The organism is Virgibacillus proomii (genome assembly GCF_900162615.1).
Taxonomy (GTDB): domain Bacteria; phylum Bacillota; class Bacilli; order Bacillales; family Amphibacillaceae; genus Virgibacillus; species Virgibacillus proomii.
Genome location: NZ_FUFN01000007.1, coordinates 60,406 through 76,424 on the forward strand (window position 1 = coordinate 60,406; position 16,019 = coordinate 76,424).

16 protein-coding genes, 1 other RNA gene and 2 pseudogenes are annotated in these 16,019 nt (G+C 37.1%); 5 read left to right on the forward strand and 14 right to left on the reverse strand.

Going from position 1 to position 16,019, the window contains the following annotated elements:
• Positions 1–99: 99 nt before the first annotated feature.
• From BN1066_RS00350 to dnaX, 10 genes and pseudogenes are all read right to left on the reverse strand, one after another.
• The gene (locus tag BN1066_RS00350) at positions 100–534 is read right to left on the reverse strand and encodes a YaaR family protein (RefSeq protein ID WP_077317518.1); all 435 of its coding nucleotides are present in this window, start codon (positions 532–534) and stop codon (positions 100–102) included.
• 24 nt (positions 535–558) lie between these two features.
• Entirely contained in the window at positions 559–888 is a 330-nt protein-coding gene (locus BN1066_RS00355) for a cyclic-di-AMP receptor (protein WP_077317519.1), read from the reverse strand.
• Positions 857–1,532: pseudogene (gene tmk / locus BN1066_RS00360) on the reverse strand (dTMP kinase). The gene BN1066_RS00355 and the pseudogene tmk overlap by 32 nt, the downstream one beginning before the upstream one ends.
• Positions 1,529–2,965 (reverse strand): aminotransferase class I/II-fold pyridoxal phosphate-dependent enzyme, encoded by a 1,437-nt coding sequence (locus BN1066_RS00365; protein WP_077317521.1) that lies wholly within the window; start codon positions 2,963–2,965, stop codon positions 1,529–1,531. The pseudogene tmk and the gene BN1066_RS00365 overlap by 4 nt, the downstream one beginning before the upstream one ends.
• A 403-nt stretch (positions 2,966–3,368) precedes the next feature.
• Positions 3,369–3,560, reverse strand: coding sequence for a sigma factor G inhibitor Gin (locus BN1066_RS00370; RefSeq protein WP_077317522.1), 192 nt, complete (start codon positions 3,558–3,560; stop codon positions 3,369–3,371).
• A gap of 308 nt (positions 3,561–3,868) precedes the next feature.
• The gene (locus BN1066_RS00375; RefSeq protein ID WP_077317523.1) at positions 3,869–4,135 is read right to left on the reverse strand and encodes a pro-sigmaK processing inhibitor BofA family protein; all 267 of its coding nucleotides are present in this window, start codon (positions 4,133–4,135) and stop codon (positions 3,869–3,871) included.
• Positions 4,136–4,531: 396 nt separating this feature from the next.
• Positions 4,532–4,744 carry a YaaL family protein gene (locus tag BN1066_RS00380; protein ID WP_077317524.1) on the reverse strand — a complete coding sequence of 71 codons (213 nt, stop codon included), beginning with the start codon at positions 4,742–4,744 and terminating at the stop codon, positions 4,532–4,534.
• Between the two features lie 15 nt (positions 4,745–4,759).
• Positions 4,760–5,356, reverse strand: coding sequence for a recombination mediator RecR (gene recR, locus BN1066_RS00385; RefSeq protein ID WP_077317525.1), 597 nt, complete (start codon positions 5,354–5,356; stop codon positions 4,760–4,762).
• An 11-nt stretch (positions 5,357–5,367) separates the two neighbouring features.
• A complete protein-coding gene (locus BN1066_RS00390; protein WP_077317526.1) occupies positions 5,368–5,682 on the reverse strand; it encodes a YbaB/EbfC family nucleoid-associated protein in 315 nt (104 codons plus the stop codon).
• A gap of 118 nt (positions 5,683–5,800) precedes the next feature.
• The gene (dnaX, locus tag BN1066_RS00395; RefSeq protein WP_077317527.1) at positions 5,801–7,492 is read right to left on the reverse strand and encodes a DNA polymerase III subunit gamma/tau; all 1,692 of its coding nucleotides are present in this window, start codon (positions 7,490–7,492) and stop codon (positions 5,801–5,803) included.
• A gap of 1,023 nt (positions 7,493–8,515) precedes the next feature.
• On the opposite strand from dnaX, the gene BN1066_RS00400 reads away from it, so the two are divergent.
• Positions 8,516–9,079 carry a beta-class carbonic anhydrase gene (locus BN1066_RS00400; protein ID WP_077317528.1) on the forward strand — a complete coding sequence of 188 codons (564 nt, stop codon included), beginning with the start codon at positions 8,516–8,518 and terminating at the stop codon, positions 9,077–9,079.
• Positions 9,080–9,258: 179 nt separating this feature from the next.
• Positions 9,259–10,623, forward strand: a pseudogene (locus BN1066_RS19655) (transposase).
• A 188-nt stretch (positions 10,624–10,811) separates the two neighbouring features.
• Here BN1066_RS19655 and ffs read toward each other — a convergent pair.
• Positions 10,812–11,077, reverse strand: an RNA gene (ffs, locus tag BN1066_RS00415) — signal recognition particle sRNA large type.
• A gap of 300 nt (positions 11,078–11,377) precedes the next feature.
• On the opposite strand from ffs, the gene BN1066_RS00420 reads away from it, so the two are divergent.
• Entirely contained in the window at positions 11,378–11,767 is a 390-nt protein-coding gene (locus tag BN1066_RS00420; protein WP_077317529.1) for a VanZ family protein, read from the forward strand.
• 186 nt (positions 11,768–11,953) lie between these two features.
• On the opposite strand, the gene tadA is transcribed toward BN1066_RS00420, so the two are convergent.
• Positions 11,954–12,427 (reverse strand): tRNA adenosine(34) deaminase TadA, encoded by a 474-nt coding sequence (gene tadA / locus BN1066_RS00425; RefSeq protein WP_218668056.1) that lies wholly within the window; start codon positions 12,425–12,427, stop codon positions 11,954–11,956.
• Positions 12,428–12,991: 564 nt separating this feature from the next.
• On the opposite strand from tadA, the gene BN1066_RS00430 reads away from it, so the two are divergent.
• Together BN1066_RS00430 and BN1066_RS00435 are read left to right on the forward strand one after the other, a co-directional pair.
• Positions 12,992–13,525: a cysteine hydrolase family protein gene (locus BN1066_RS00430; protein ID WP_077317530.1), complete on the forward strand. Its 534-nt coding sequence runs from the start codon at positions 12,992–12,994 to the stop codon at positions 13,523–13,525.
• A 67-nt stretch (positions 13,526–13,592) separates the two neighbouring features.
• Positions 13,593–14,885 (forward strand): glycoside hydrolase family 18 protein, encoded by a 1,293-nt coding sequence (locus tag BN1066_RS00435; protein WP_077317531.1) that lies wholly within the window; start codon positions 13,593–13,595, stop codon positions 14,883–14,885.
• A 90-nt stretch (positions 14,886–14,975) separates the two neighbouring features.
• On the opposite strand, the gene BN1066_RS00440 is transcribed toward BN1066_RS00435, so the two are convergent.
• Both BN1066_RS00440 and nsrR read right to left on the reverse strand, forming a co-directional pair.
• Positions 14,976–15,491 carry a type 1 glutamine amidotransferase domain-containing protein gene (locus BN1066_RS00440; RefSeq protein ID WP_077317532.1) on the reverse strand — a complete coding sequence of 172 codons (516 nt, stop codon included), beginning with the start codon at positions 15,489–15,491 and terminating at the stop codon, positions 14,976–14,978.
• Positions 15,492–15,556: 65 nt separating this feature from the next.
• The gene (nsrR, locus tag BN1066_RS00445; RefSeq protein WP_077317533.1) at positions 15,557–15,991 is read right to left on the reverse strand and encodes a nitric oxide-sensing transcriptional repressor NsrR; all 435 of its coding nucleotides are present in this window, start codon (positions 15,989–15,991) and stop codon (positions 15,557–15,559) included.
• Between the last annotated feature and the right edge of the window lie 28 nt (positions 15,992–16,019).

Consider the following 16,019-nt stretch of genomic DNA (forward strand, 5'->3'; position numbering starts at 1 on the left):
ACCTTGCTACTTTAAAAACAGAACTATCGATCAAGCATATTTAGCTGAACAAAAACCAAGCGTCACGTAAAGGAGCATCCGTTTACCGTTTGGTTACTTTTACGTATATAAATTTACTAATAAGCCTTTTATTTCACCAATTAAACCGAGTAAATCTACCGCTTTCTTTTCCTGATTCATGATTTCTTCTGTTAACTGAATAAGCTTTTCATCAATTTCCTTTACAATAGCTAGCTGGCGATTAGCTCGTTCCATACCAAAGCTGGTTGATTGTTGTAAGCTCAATCCATTGTAAACTGTTTCCTGCAAAAATCCTTTGATAAGCCGTTTAAACTTAGCCAAATCCCGACACGTACGAAATCGAGCAAGCTTGTCCCCCTGAAGCGAGATATTCTTAACCAATACTTGCAATTCCTGCTGTTTCAAATGAAGAGTCTGGGACTGAAGCGTTTTTTGAAAAGAACGTGCAGCCTCCCCATTTGTACGGGCATAATTTGTTTCTGGTTGTGTTCTTAATTCCTGACTTATTTTCATCTGCTCAGCCCCTTTTTAACTTCATTAAAATTGAAAGAACGCCTCAATTGGTAAAATAAATACCGTTGCCCCGCCTACCTCAACCTTTACCGGCCTTGGAATATATGAATCGGCATTTCCACCCATTGGAGAAATTGGTGCAACCATTTGCTCGCGCTGTGAGCAATTATCTTTGATGATTTTTAATGCATTATCCACATAATCATCCTCACAGCCAATCATCAATGTCGTATTGCCTTCTTTTAAAAATCCTCCTGTAGTAGCCAGCTTGGTCGTTTTAAAATTTTCTTGTCCCAAGGCATCTATCAGTCGATTCGAATCTTTATCCTGAACCACTGCGATAAGTAATTTCATTCTTTGCCAGCTCCCTTTTATTTTAATAAAGATAGGATATGATCAAAAGCTTCCTGCTCCACGATTTCTAATGATTGACTTGCATCAATGGTTTGAATTCGTTCAGGAAAGCTTTCTGCAAGTATATGATACGCTTTATAAACTTGTTCATGAAATTCAAGATTTTCAAGATCTAAGCGGTTTTGTTCTCTATCTTTATTTGCCGCAATTCTTGCCAATCCTTTTTCCGGCTCTATATCAAAAAATAATGTTAAATCTGGCATACAATCGCCAACCGCAAATTGGTTAATTTTTAATACCTCGTCCATTCCAAGGCCTCTTGCATAGCCTTGATAAACGAGACTGCTGTCTACAAACCGGTCACAAAGCACGATTTTCCCTTGCTTTAATGCCGGTACTACTTTTTCAGCAAGATGTTGACTCCTTGCTGCTGCATATAATAGAGCTTCTGTGTGCTCTTCCATTTCTGTATGAAGCGGATCTAAAATAATCGTTCTAATCTTTTCTGCTATTTTAATTCCACCCGGCTCACGAGTTACGAGGACATCATAGCCCTTATCCCTTAATCTATCACTAACTAATTGAAGGACTGTCGTTTTCCCTGCACCCTCGCCACCTTCAAATGTTATAAAATATCCGCTCACTTTGTTTCTTCTCCTTCTTCCGTTCCTGTAAAAACTTGAATCAGATTTGGGGAACGCTGTTGCATTCGAACCCCCATTTTACGCAGTTTATGGATCATTTCGACATGTGCGGTCGTAATTTCCTCCCCCTTTAGAATGAAAGCAATTCCTGGCGGGTAAGGAATAACTGCTTCAGCCGCAATATATCCGACAGCATCTTTTAAAGACAAGTATTTCGTAGGTTGCCGATTCATCGTTTGGTACGATAATGCGAGCTCCTGAATACTTACAGGAAAAAAATATTTTGTTTCTATTGTATCATGTCTCGCAACATTTTTTAATTGTTCAACAATGGTTTGTACTGCTTTTTTCAAGCGATGAAGACTTAAAAAAGGAGCCAATCCATGAACAAATAAAATCTGCTTCTCTGTCACTAACTCCGGAAAAATCTGTTGCTCCTCAAATAAATGAGCAACTTGCTTCGCAGCAACTCCGTCCTCCATCTGGATCGTAATTTTTAAAGGATCATCACTTGGTAGTAATCGCCAATATCTCGAGTCAGAAATTACCGCTTTTACCTTCTGGGTACTTTCCAATACTTTATTGATCATTTCCTCGGTAAAATTAGCTAAAAAAGCCCGAGCAATATCCAATGAAGCCATAAGCGGATAGGAAGGACTGCTTGACTGAAGCATTTGTAAATAATGCGCAATCCGCTTAGGTAAAACTCGCTCCGAATTACAATGTAAATAAGAGCTCATCGTCATTGCCGGAGCCATCTTATGTGCAGATTGGACGACTACATCTGCTCCTAACCTCAGAGCAGATGGTGGAAAAGGATCTCCCAATGAAAAATGCACTCCATGCGCTTCATCCACTAGAACAGGTATATAAAAAGAATGAGCCAGTTCAATCATTGCTTGTAAATCATATGTATTTCCAAAATAATCTGGATACGTCAATATAATCGCTTTTGCATTTGGGTAACGTTTGATCGCCTGCTCTAATACATCGATAGAGGGATTGGTAAATCGCTTTAAACATTCATCATAAACTGGTGCAATAAATACTGGCTTCGCTCCACTTAATTCCAAGCCATTCATCACCGATTTATGGCAATTCCGTTGAACAATAACTGTATCTCCTTCTCTGCATGCAGCCAATATCATCGCTATATTTCCAACTGTACTGCCTCCCACTAGAAAAAATGTCTGCTTTGTTTGAAAAAAATCCATTGCTAGCTGTTCTGCTAAAGCAATAATACCTTCAGGAGCATGCAAGTCATCTAAGCCCGTTAACTCAGTCATATCTATGTTTAAAATCGAATCAAAAATTGCTTTTGCTTCATCCAGAAACACGTCACCATTTTTATGCCCGGGTACATGAAAAGATATTGGTTGTTGTGATTGAAATTGTTGCAATGCATGAAATAATGGTAATTGTTGTTGATTCATATGTATCACCTTGTAAATAAATTCAAGCAAATAGTTTTATATAGCTTACCACATCTGTCTTTTTTTATCATTTCTTGCTTAAATAATGCTAGAATTACAGCAACTAGTCTAAAGATAGGTTAACTAGGCGATTTGCTAGTGGTGCTTACTTTTAAACAAATCCGCTCCTGCATTCCTGGGACATAACTAAAACAGTTGATTAAAAAACGAACAATAAATCGTCCTTGTACTATAGGAAAGTATAAAATTTTAGGGTTTGGGTTTATAGTATAAGAAAAACTATGGCTTTCGCTAAAGACTTTGCGACAAGCCAAGTTTTTCTAAACACAAACAAACCGAACATTATAAATGAATTGTTCGGTTTTTGCTATTTAGTATTTGCTTATGTCCCAGCTTCTTTAAACTAGGAATATAGCTTCGGTTTAGAGATATTTTTTAGTTTACGTAAATAATAGTTATACTTTTCTTCTCTCGGCTCCGTATGGATCATATTATGCTCACATTCACAACAAATAAATAATGTGTAGAGATGAATTCCATCCTTCTTTTCCTCTTCACAAATACCACAACGCTCATAGATAGTACGCTGCTTCATGTCCCCACCTCCATATCCATTAGCATCTCCTAATCTAACGGATTTTATACAGAAAATCTTTGAAACTTTTAGAGGTTGTTGAAGAATTTTAGCAGCAAATGCATCGAATGTTAGAAGCACCAAAGTTAAGACGGCGTATAGAATTGTATATGTAGCTAAGCAATTGTCTGCCTAAAGGCTTGACGCAACTTATTTTTTAGATTATCTGTAGAAATTGTGAGCATTATATGCAACCTCCAGCTGAGATTAAGAAACTATACCTTAAGCCTCTCTTTTGATTAAACATGCTGTTTACAAAGCAGCTTGTCTTATGGAAGAATAAACAAATGAATCGCGGATAACGAAGCAAGCCCAAATATACCCAGAAATCCGGCAATGACCGCTGTAAACAAATTAATAGGAATATGTAATCCAATTGCTCCTCCAAAAACATTGATAAAAAATAAAAATAAAATTCCTATTCCCAATTTTACCGTCGTCTGTCCAATGATACGCATAAACTTAATCGGGGTGCCGACTAACAGTAACAGTATAATTAACCCTACCATAATGGAAATAACTAATGTTGAACTCAAAACTCATCAACCTTCTTTCTTGTCTCTTTTCTACTATATATGCATGTGTACAAGAAAAAAGAACTGGATCCTCTCTAGTTATTTTTACAAGCTTATCTTTAAAAGGATGTTCAAAAGGCTGGTAAAATGAACATATTGGATGACTTCCTGACGTTAGAACGGATGACATTTAAAAATTAAATTAATCCTGCTTGTCCTCTTAACCACCTTTTTACGTAAATAGTTTTAATCCACGGGGGTTCTCTTCCTACATGTATATTAGACTTTAATCAAATGTATTTTTAGTTGAAAAACCAAAAGACAAGGCGAGAGTTGCCTTGTCTTTACTCTATATTTTTATATAAAAATAATCGGTGTTAGCTAGTATAGAGCTCACCTTATCTAGTTAATTTATTGTTAATGAAAATCTGCACGCAGTCTCCGATGTCTTGCTTCTCGGAGCAAATAAAGATATTTTGCACGAGAAATTGCTTCCCAATAATGTCCATCCAATGTTGGCTCGACACTTATGGATACGATGGATTGCATATGCTTCCATTCTCTTTCCAGAATTCTAATCGTGTCTAGTAATTCCTCGTCAACATCTTTTTTCTTCATTTTTTTTGCCATGTATTCACCTAATTCCTACAGATCTCTTCTACCTTCTAATGCCTTCGATAGAGTAACTTCATCTGCATATTCCAAATCCCCGCCAACTGGTAAACCGTGCGCAATTCTAGTTGTCCGAATCCCTGACGGCTTAACAAGACGAGAAATATACATCGCTGTTGCTTCCCCTTCAATATTTGGATTAGTAGCTAAAATTAATTCCTCTACTTCCTCATCTTTTAGACGCTGAATTAAAGCAGGAAAATTAATATCCTCTGGTCCAATACCATCCATTGGCGAAATAGCGCCATGCAACACATGGTATTTCCCCCGGTATTCTTTCATCTTCTCCATTGCAATAACATCTTTAGGATCTTGAACAACACAAATAATAGATTGATCTCTCGTTGGATCCTGACAAATAGAGCAAGGATCCTGATCCGTAATATGTCCACAAATAGAGCAATGGGTGAGTTCCCGCTTCGCATTTACTAGCGAATTAGCAAAATCTAAAACATCATCCTCTTGCATATTAATTACGAAAAATGCCAGCCGGACCGCTGTTTTAGGTCCGATACCTGGCAATTTAGTAAAACTATCAACCAGTTTAGATATTGGCTCTGGATAATACATGTATGTGCCTCCTAGAACATTCCAGGCATATTTAACCCTTTCGTGAATTGTCCCATAGTTTCATTTGTTTTATCATCAATTTGTTTTAATACATCATTTGTTGCTGCTAAAATTAAATCTTGCAGCATTTCCGCATCATCAGGATCGATAACTTCTTCCTTAATTTCTACATCTGTTATTTCCTTTTTTCCATTTGCAGTTACCGTCACCATACCTCCACCAGCAGACGCCTGGAATGTCATTTCATGTAGCTCGTCTTGTGCTTTAAGCATTTTTCTTTGCATTTTCTGCATTTGTTTCATCATATTATTCATATTTCCCTTCATGGAAAATACCTCCTTTTTATTGTTTAGGAAATTATATCCGTTCTACAATGTGGATATTTTTTTGATATTAGCTTTATCTAACTTATGCGCTCGAACGCCTGTGCCTTTGTTCCTTGTTTTAATCATGTATTTCCAATATATTATCACCAAACAGTTTTTTTGCTTCCTCCACAAGTGGATCGTTGTCTTCTTCATGATTAGATGGTGATGACTTTTCTTGTTTTGTTACATATTCATTTCGCAAATTTTGCCAATCCTTTTCGGGAATTGGAATGATCGTCAATGGCTTTCCCAGTATCGTCGCTAATACAGACTCTATCATTTCTCGATTATCTAAAAACAGCGAACAATGAATTTCATATTTAAATGCAACTACAAGTGCTTCATTCGATGCAGCTGCAGGCTTACTATCCTGAATGGTTGCATGTGCTGGTGCACTAGCTTTTTTTAGATTTGCCAAAAATGTTGCCCAATGGGTATGAACATGCTTTAATGCTGATTTTTCCGCTTGCTCAAGAACATGTCGAATCCGTTCAAAAGGAATTTTATAACTGTTTTTTGCAGATCTATTAGGCGCTCTTCTAGTTTGATGCTGTGGAGCAGGCTGTGCACTAACAACAGGGTTCTCCTTAAGCAGTTTTAATTCCTTTTCCAGCTGTCCAAGTTGTGATGTGAGACTGGCGATAGTATCAGAATTTGCCAACGGATCTTCGCCAGCCTGTTCGTTTGTACTGCTAGCAATGGATAAAATAGCTATTTCAATATATACTTTTGGGCTATTGGTCCACTTTATTTCCTGCTGACACTGATTTAACTGTGACATTGCTTCTTGCATCCAGTTACTTGAAATAGTTTTCGCCAACGTTTGAAACTGTTCATCTACCCGGGCTCTTTCCAACAAGCCTTCCAAATCTGGAGCACTCTTGTAAAGTAACAAATCACGCAGAAAATAAATCATATCATACACGAACCGAGCTGGATCTTTTCCCTTTTGAATCAAGTCATTAAGCTGTATCAATGCCTGATGTACATCTTTCTCATACATGCAGCGAATAATATTGGTTAATGCATGTTGTGATACGCCGCCAGTAACAGCTAAAACATCCTCCAATTCTACCGATTCATTACTATAGGATATAGCCTGATCGAGAATACTTAAAGCATCACGCATGCCACCCTCAGCAGTCAATGCAATTGTATCTAAAGCTTCTTTTGAAACCGTTATGCCTTCAGCCTCTACGATCGTTTGCATCCGCTTGACCATCGACGAGTTAGAGATAGGCTTAAAATCAAATCGCTGACACCTTGATAAAATGGTTAATGGAATCTTGTGCGGCTCTGTTGTTGCTAAGATAAATACAACATGACCCGGCGGCTCCTCCAGCGTTTTCAGCAGTGCATTAAACGCATTTACCGATATCATGTGTACCTCATCAATGATGTATACTTTATAAGGAACCTCACTAGAAGCATATTTGACATTATCCCTTATTTCGCGTATATCCTCTACACTTGTATTTGAAGCGGCATCAATTTCAATCACGTCTGCAACCGAACCATTTTGAATTCCTTTACATGCGGCACATTGATTACAAGGTTCTTTAACAGGGGAACGTTCGCAGTTGATCGTTTTAGCAAAAATCTTCGCAGCACTTGTTTTTCCCGTCCCTCTCGGACCAGAGAATAAATAAGCATGCGAAAACTTTTCCTGAACGATCGCATTTTGTAATGTTCGGGTAATATGTTCCTGTCCAACCACATCGGCAAAAACCGTTGGACGCCAAACGCGATATAAAGCCTGATAGCTCATGGTATGATTCTCCTTTAAAATCTCCCTCTAATTATACTCTATTTAAGGGGTGAATGTGAACCATAGCGATACACAAATAATAAAAAATCAAGTAAAGCCGAGGCGCAGAAAAATTGTTGACTTCTAAACAAAAGCTAGAAGCGTTCGGTTAATGAGTATAAATGAAGAGCTCTGGGTAAAACAGAAGAATAAGAAGAAGACTAATCGCTCTTTGCATGAACTAGACGTTCTACTTTTTTGAAAGCGGTCGTTTTTCTTATACAATAAAGTGAAACTTCATTCAGTAGGAGTTTTCTTCCATCTCCTACTGAATGTTAGTACCTCAGGGGGTATGACCTAAAGGCCCTTGAACCAATCGGGCATTTAGGTGCCGTTTTCTCCATTTTGACCCTTGTATCAACTCAGATTTTGAAGCAGGAGTCTTACGGCACCTTACATGCGGGATAAAGCCTAACGTTTTTTAGTGTAAAAAATTATTTACCAAGTAGAGTAGATAGCTTTCCCTAAACCGTTAAAAAACAAATGAGAAGAAAAACCATAACATTTATATAGTTTTTCAGCATTACCTGCTGCTATTTTAGAATTTTTCTTTTATAATTAACCTTATCAGGTTTGTTTAACGAAAAATGAATCTGATGTAAATTTAGTGGATGGGCATGTGAAAGATAATATTAGAAAAACTTGACTTCTCGCCAAGTCTTTAGCGAAAGCTGTAGTTTTTCTTATACGATAAAGTGAAACTTCATTCAGTAGGAGTTTTCTTCCATTTCCTACTGAATGTTAGTACCTCAGGGGGTATGACCTAAAGGCCCTTAAACGAATCGGGCATTTAGGTGCCGTTTTCTCCCATTTAGACCTTTTGTATCAACTCAAGATTTTGAAGTGGGAGTCTTACGGCACCTTACATGCGGGATAAACCCTAAAATTTTATACTTTCCTATAGTACGAGGAAATAGTTGATGCATATTACTGAACTTTTCAACATCCTCTTAAAATGATCAAACTAAGATAAGGAGTTTGCTTATGAGTCTTTTAGAAGATATTCTAACGCATAATCAAGATTTTGTAGAAAAGAAAAAATATGAAAACTACCAAAGCAGTAAGTTTCCCAACAAACACGTACTTATCCTATCTTGTATGGATACGCGACTTGTCGAGCTTTTGCCCAAGGCAATGAATATAGCCAATGGCGATGCCAAAATTCTTAAAACAGCTGGTGCACTTGTCTCTCACCCATTTGGTAGTATTATGCGCAGTATTTTAGTAGGGGTTTATGAGCTAGAAGTAGATGAAATCTGTGTCGTTGGACACCATGATTGTGGAATGGCAAGTGTTAAAGCAGCACAAACATTAGAAAAAATAAAGCAACGGGGGATTCGTCAGGAAACGTTAGACACCCTGCAATATTCCGGAGTCGATTTTAACCGATTTTTTAAAAGCTTTGATCGGGTAGAAGATAGTGTGAAGCATAGTGTCTCCACGATCCGTAATCACCCGCTGATGCCAGATACAGTACCGGTTCACGGTCTTGTGATGGATCCCAATACAGGGAAGCTAGATCTTATTGTAGACGGGTATCAAAAATAAAAAAGTACGAGGCTGAGACAAAACCCCACTAAATTAAAAAAATAAGCGTGGTACCCACCATCATAAAATGGTGAAGGTACCACGCTTATTTTTTGTTTAATATTCTTTTTAAAGTAAACAAAAAGGACACCATCTGATAAAATTAAAGTACCTACACAATAACTATCGGAGGTGTCCTTATGTTTAAACATTATACCATGAATCAAGTCATTTTACCGCTAGATTTAGAAATAAAATTACAAGAAAATGATATCGCCTATGCCGTGAATGATATAGTAGAACAAATTCCAGATGAAGCATTTGCTGATTTCTTACATGAAACGGGTTGTCCTGCTTATCATCCACGAATGATGATGAAGATTATTTTGACCTACACGCAATCTGTTTTTTCCGGTAGGAAGATTGAAGCGTTACTCAAAGATAGTGTGCGTATGATGTGGTTAGCGCAAGGATATGAACCTAGTTATCGCACCATCAATCGTTTTCGTGTGAATGAAGAAAAGAACTATTACGCCAGTGTTTCGTACAGTTTCGCTGTCAGCTCGTTCACGAAAAACTTATTGAAGAAGAAGCGATTTTTATTGATGGAACCAAAATAGAAGCGAATGCCAATAAGTTTACGTTTGTATGACGTAAAACGGTTGAAAAATATAGTGCTAATTTGGTAGAAAAATCCAACCAAATATATGATGAAACAGAAGGACAATTTGCGCTCTCATTTCCAAATCCGACAGATACACGCACGTTCGTTCTATATAAAATCGAGAAAAGTTTCTTTGAGTTACCTAACTATATCGTCGCTGATGCAGGCTATGGAAGTGAACAAAACTACGAAGATGTCATCGAGAATCGAAAACGTATCCCGCTGATTACGTATAACCAATATCGAAAAGAGAAGAAAAAGAAATACAAGAATGACGCTTTTAACGTAGCGAATTGGGAATATCATGAAGAAAACGATTCGGTTACCTGCCCAAATAATAAACAATTAACATTCCGATACCTATCTCATCGAACAGATAAATACGGATTTACACGAACATTTAAAGTTTATGAATGTGAAGACTGTTTCGATTGCCCGTTTCGTTCCTTATGTACAAAAGCGAAAGAAGGAAATCATCGAAAAGTTTATTATAACGAAAAATGGGAACAACAAAAAGAATATGTAAGACAACAGCTTTCGAATAAAGAAACTGGAGAAATCTACGGAAAACGCAAAATTGATGTAGAGCCAGTCTACGGATATTTGAAGGCTAATTTGCGTTTCACTCGTTTGTTCGGTCAGGGGCAAAGAGAAAGTAGAAAATGAATTAGGTTTTGCATTCATGGCGGTGAACTTGAGGAAGTATATCGCTATGAACAGAAGCCAAACAATTGGTATGGAAATAATCCCAAAAAATGGTTCCAATCATCAAAAACCGATGATTGGAACCATTTTTATTTATTTTCGGCTAGTTTTGTCCCAGCCTCTTTGCTATTTCGTATTTGCTCATGTCCCAGCCCTATTGCTTACTCCGATTAATTTAATTGTAAATTTAATATAAAGAGTACTTACATATCTGGGTTGTCCTCAGATCTCTGGAACAGGCAACTTTTCTAATTTCGCACCTATATTTTAAACCTACATTTTAATGGCGACCTACATGGATACTGTTAAACGAGTGGCAGCTCCATTATCAATTAAAAAACGCTCTAGCCAATTTGACAAGAGCGTGTTTATCCTATATGTATACCGTGCACCCATCGTCGATACGGTGACCCTATGCGTTACTCAAGTTCATGACTCGGCTTAGGCTATCCTGCGGCACACAGAAATGACCACTTACTGCTGCTTCCTCCCGGACCTGACAGGGTTCGTGGGTTTCTATTGCGCAGGACCTAAACGTCAACACCAATTCCTTGAGGCAGACCATAAAATCATCGTACCTCGGATGGGAATTCAGCCTCGCTATAGCGGATTGCGAGTACAGGGCACCGCTACCTCCCCGCTTAGCACGGCACTAATCATTATAACGATAAAAAAGAGAAAATGCAATAGAAGATCATGGAAAGAATTCGGACTAATTACTAAAAATATCGCACATCTTTTAAACACAAAATATTTTCCTTGGAAATGGATTCGTATGCTTTGTCTTCTATTATCAGCTTTTATTTGGTAGACACTATACAAAAAAGTTTGGCAAAGGCAAAGTAAAAAAAGGAAACTATAAAATCGAAGTAATAAAGACAAAAAAAGGCGGTTATGGTGATAGAGTAAAAGGCAAAGGTAAGATTATCCAATAAAAAAGAAGACTGGATATGGGCTATTTACCAATAAATCTAGTTCCTTTTAAAACAATGATGGAACTATTTAACCATGACTTATCTGTGTATATTATTGCCAGTAATTTATTAGGAAATATTATTTTAACTTTACCTATAGGGGTATTTATTGTTTACAAATGGAAACAGATAAAATTCTTACATCTACTATGTATTGCTTTAGCTGTTCCTATCCTGATTGAATCGATTCAATGTATTCTTTATTACATTGGATATGGAAGCAGATCCATTGATATAGATGATGTTATATTAAATATGACGGGAATACTCATTGGCTATTACCTATCACGATGGACATTCCATCTATATCAAATGAAGAAAGATTCTAAGCAGTCAATTAACTCCACTTTGAAAGAAAGAGGTTAACCTTTCTTCTATTATTTAATAAATAAATACTTGATATCCGTCTAAAGTTATGGCTACCTCCTTCTTGATCAAGAAGGAGGTAGCCATAAAACGATCTATTAAAAAATTAGAAGGAAGAGGAATACGAAAATCAGCAGTACTGATATTCACATCTGGTAAATTCCCCTTCTTCCGCCTTTATCCTAACTAGCTTCCCTGCTTTTTCCGTTGCCTAAGATCTTTAAAAAAGTCCTTCAACAATTTAGCACATTCTATTTCCATTACTCCTGCTGTTACTTCTGCTTGATGATTAAATCGATCATCATCGAGCAAATTGAACAGTGTCCCCGCACAGCCTGCCTTTGGATCTTTTGCCCCATAGACGACCCGTTTTATACGTGACTGGACAATAGCACCTGCACACATTGGGCATGGCTCTAATGTTACATATAACGTGCAATCTTCTAAACGCCAACTACCAATCTTTTGATTCGCCTGTTGGATGGCGAGCAATTCCGCATGTGCTAACGTGCTTTGGGAAGTCTCCCGAAGATTATAGGCTCTAGCAATGATTTCATTTTTATATACAATGATAGCTCCGATAGGAACTTCATTTTTTTCAGCAGCTTTTTTTGCCTCTTGAATGGCGGTCTGCATCATTTTTTCATCAAACAATTTCATCACAACATTTCATTCGTAGTTTGAAAAATAGAGATTAGGAAATAATTATTAAGAGAACGAAGTATATTTCCCTTATGAATATAATCATTTTTTAATACTAATGAGAGCAAGCAAATCTTTAAAACAACTATTGCTAAGCTGTCACGCATATTTAAAACATAAAAATTCTTTCAGCATTAAAATTATGCTAATGTTGATCGAACAAAAAATGACAGATGGGTGATGTATCTTGCTATAGCATCAGTTGAACCTTGGAACATAGACTTTAGATCCTTAATGGTATGTTACTAGCATATACATTCTAACGAACTATCATACTAGAAACGATAGGATGTTAAGTACTTGTTCAATAAAGAATGTACAACGAATAGATTGTGTAAGACGAGGCTATTTCGACGAGCGTAATCCTTAGAGCAGCCACTCAGCAGACGTTGGAGTCTTTGGCACAGATGATTGCTACTAGCAATATATTTGTACATCCCATTTGCCGTTTCTTCCCTAAATTTTTTACTCACTACTCAACGAATCGATGTATTATTCTAAGCTAAGAAAGGAGCAAGCGAATTGGATTCATCATTAAACCGCACTGCAGTTCTGTTTGTAGATATTATGAATGATTTTAACTTTAATGGTGGGGATAAATTATTAGCTAATACAAAGGAAATACTTCCCCATCTTATTTCTCTAAGAACCTTTGCCATAGAAAATCTGTTGCCTATCATTTATGTTAATGACCATTATGGCATTTGGCAAGCTAACTTTCAAAAAATTATTGATCATTGTTATAACGACCAAAATAAAGAAATTATCACATCCATGCAACCGAGTAATCATGACTTTTTTTTAATTAAACCACAGCACTCTGCTTTTTTTCAAACTCCTTTACAATCCTTGTTATCCGAATTAGGAAAGGATCATCTAATAATGGCTGGAATTGCTGGCGATATTTGTATTTTATTTACAGCGAAAGATGCCTATATGTATGGCTATCATATGCATATACCGAAAAACTGTATAGCTTCTGAAGAAAAAGACAGTAATGATTACGCCTTATATTTATTCCATTCTGTGATGAAAGCAGATATTAAACCAATATAATTAGCATATCCACCCTCTTCTTTTCATAAATTGAAAGTAGCATATTTTATGAAAGGAGGAGACTTTTTTGCAAATACATGTAGTAAAACCAGGAGACTCATTGTATACAATTGCAACTACATATAATACAACTACACAAGCATTGACTGATGCAAATGAGCTTGATGCTCCGGATAAACTTGTCGTCGGTCAAGCCTTAGTAATCCCTATCATCGGTCAATATTACTTTACTCAACCTGGAGATAGTTTATTTTCGGTTGCTCAAAAGTTCGGTATCTCTTATCAAGAGCTGGCTCGAGTTAACGCGATTCCCCCGGGTAATATTATTCCGGTTGGCTTTCGGCTTTATATCCCCCCGACTCCAAAGCGACCAATAACAACTAATGCATATGTCGAACCGACGGGAAGTACCGTTTCGGATACATTAGAAAATTCAACTGCTAAAGCAGCTCCATATCTAACATACCTTGGAATTTTCAGCTTTCGCGCTGGACGAGATGGGAGCTTGACACCTCCACCTTTAAACGGCTTAGCTGAAATTGCTGAGCGAAATCGGACAGCTAAAATGCTCGTTGTAACAAACCTCGAAGGCGGACAATTCAGTGCAGAGCTAGGACATATTATTCTTACCGTACAAAGTGTGCAAAATACGTTATTAGATAATATTATTAATACAGCAACTTCTGGCGGATACAAAGATGTGCACTTTGATTTCGAATTTTTACCTAGTAATGATCGCGAAGCATACAATACTTTTTTACGAAAAGCCAAACAACGTCTGTCCCAAGCAGGGCTATTAATGTCAACCGCTTTAGCACCAAAAACAAGTGCCGCCCAGACCGGGCAATGGTATGAAGCACATGATTACGCGGTTCACGGAGAAGTTGCTGATTTTGTTGTATTAATGACTTATGAGTGGGGATATAGTTACGGACCACCATTAGCGGTATCACCCATTGATGAAGTCCGAAAAGTAGTTGATTATGCACTTACTGTAATACCTGCTAATAAAATTTTATTAGGGCAAAATTTATATGGTTATGATTGGACATTGCCTTATGTAGCTGATGAAGGAAGGCCTGCTCAAGCAATAAGTCCACAACGTGCGATTCAAATTGCAAGAGAAAATAATGCAGAGATTAGGTTTGATCAAGGAGCACAAGCGCCATTTTTTATTTATACAGATGCACAAGGGACGCGGCATGAGGTATGGTTTGAAGATGCACGATCTATTCAAGCCAAGTTTGATTTAATTAAAGAATTAAACCTATTAGGAATATCTTATTGGAAGCTCGGCTTAGCATTTCCACAAAATTGGCTTCTTTTACAGGACCAATTTACAATTACCAAGGTAGAATAATAGCATTCTTTCCTATTACATGGCACGTTCTTTTAGAAAGCGTTTCATAAAGAACCCCCTAACTTTTTTAGCTTAGGGGGCTCTCCGTCATTATTTTAACACATTTAACGCTTCACGATTAAACGCTGGGATATCATCTGGTTGTCGGCTTGTAACTAATTGATCTTGACAAACTACTACTTCCTTATCCACTACTTGAGCACCAGCATACTCCATATCAACTTGAATAGATTTATAACCAGTTGCTTTTCTTTCTTCTAACGTTTTAGCCGTAATTAATAACTGTGGACCATGACAAATAGCAAATACCGGTTTCTTTTCATCCATAAAATGTTTAGCAAATGTAACAAACCGATCATCCGCACGTAGGATATCCGGAGAAAATCCGCCTGGGATAAATAGTGCATCAAAATTACTTGGGTTTACATCATCAATTCCATAATCGATTGTAACAGTAGCTTGTTTATTCTTACCCGTTACTTGTTTTCCCTTTTCCTTTTCTATGGTGACAACTTCATGACCCGCATCCTTAAACGCTTTTGCTGGATCCGTATACTCGACATCTTCAAACATGTCGGTAATCACGGTTGCGATTTTTTTACCCATTTTCGATTCACTCCCTTAAAAAATAATACATAATTATATATTCCCCAAGCCAGCTTACTTAAACATTAAATCCCCATCAGCTTGCGAAGCTCCTCTTCATTATTAATTAAATCCTTCAATGTATATTCATCAAGTACGTTAAAAAAAGCAATTAAAGCCCTATTTAATACATGCTTCAAAGTACAAGCAGGAGATATGACACAATGATTGGTTCCTTTATCAAAACACTCCAGTAATACGAAATCGGCTTCTAGTTTACGAATCAGCTTTCCAATATTGATCTCTTCTGCTGGTTTGGCTAACCGAATTCCTCCATTTCTTCCTCTAATGGATTCAACGAAACCCATCTTAGCCAATTCATGAACGACCTTTCGTAAATGTTCTTGAGATATATGATAAACAGCAGAAATTTCTTTAATTGTAGCTAATTCCTTATCTGATTTCATTCCGGTAAGGATTAAAACTCGGAGTGCATAATCTGTATATTTTTTAAGGTTCATTTATTTCCCCACTCTCGCTCGTTTCACA

Excerpts from the sequence above, each read along its gene's own strand:
- BN1066_RS00350 (WP_077317518.1), bottom strand. The coding sequence starts at position 534 with ATGAAAATAAGTCAGGAATTAAGAACACAACCAGAAACAAATTATGCC.
- BN1066_RS00355 (WP_077317519.1), bottom strand. The coding sequence starts at position 888 with ATGAAATTACTTATCGCAGTGGTTCAGGATAAAGATTCGAATCGACTG.
- BN1066_RS00365 (WP_077317521.1), bottom strand. The coding sequence starts at position 2,965 with ATGAATCAACAACAATTACCATTATTTCATGCATTGCAACAATTTCAA.
- BN1066_RS00370 (WP_077317522.1), bottom strand. The coding sequence starts at position 3,560 with ATGAAGCAGCGTACTATCTATGAGCGTTGTGGTATTTGTGAAGAGGAA.
- BN1066_RS00380 (WP_077317524.1), bottom strand. The coding sequence starts at position 4,744 with ATGGCAAAAAAAATGAAGAAAAAAGATGTTGACGAGGAATTACTAGAC.
- recR (WP_077317525.1), bottom strand. The coding sequence starts at position 5,356 with ATGTATTATCCAGAGCCAATATCTAAACTGGTTGATAGTTTTACTAAA.
- BN1066_RS00390 (WP_077317526.1), bottom strand. The coding sequence starts at position 5,682 with ATGAAGGGAAATATGAATAATATGATGAAACAAATGCAGAAAATGCAA.
- dnaX (WP_077317527.1), bottom strand. The coding sequence starts at position 7,492 with ATGAGCTATCAGGCTTTATATCGCGTTTGGCGTCCAACGGTTTTTGCC.
- BN1066_RS00400 (WP_077317528.1), top strand. The coding sequence starts at position 8,516 with ATGAGTCTTTTAGAAGATATTCTAACGCATAATCAAGATTTTGTAGAA.
- BN1066_RS00420 (WP_077317529.1), top strand. The coding sequence starts at position 11,378 with ATGGGCTATTTACCAATAAATCTAGTTCCTTTTAAAACAATGATGGAA.
- tadA (WP_218668056.1), bottom strand. The coding sequence starts at position 12,427 with ATGAAATTGTTTGATGAAAAAATGATGCAGACCGCCATTCAAGAGGCA.
- BN1066_RS00440 (WP_077317532.1), bottom strand. The coding sequence starts at position 15,491 with ATGGGTAAAAAAATCGCAACCGTGATTACCGACATGTTTGAAGATGTC.
- nsrR (WP_077317533.1), bottom strand. The coding sequence starts at position 15,991 with ATGAACCTTAAAAAATATACAGATTATGCACTCCGAGTTTTAATCCTT.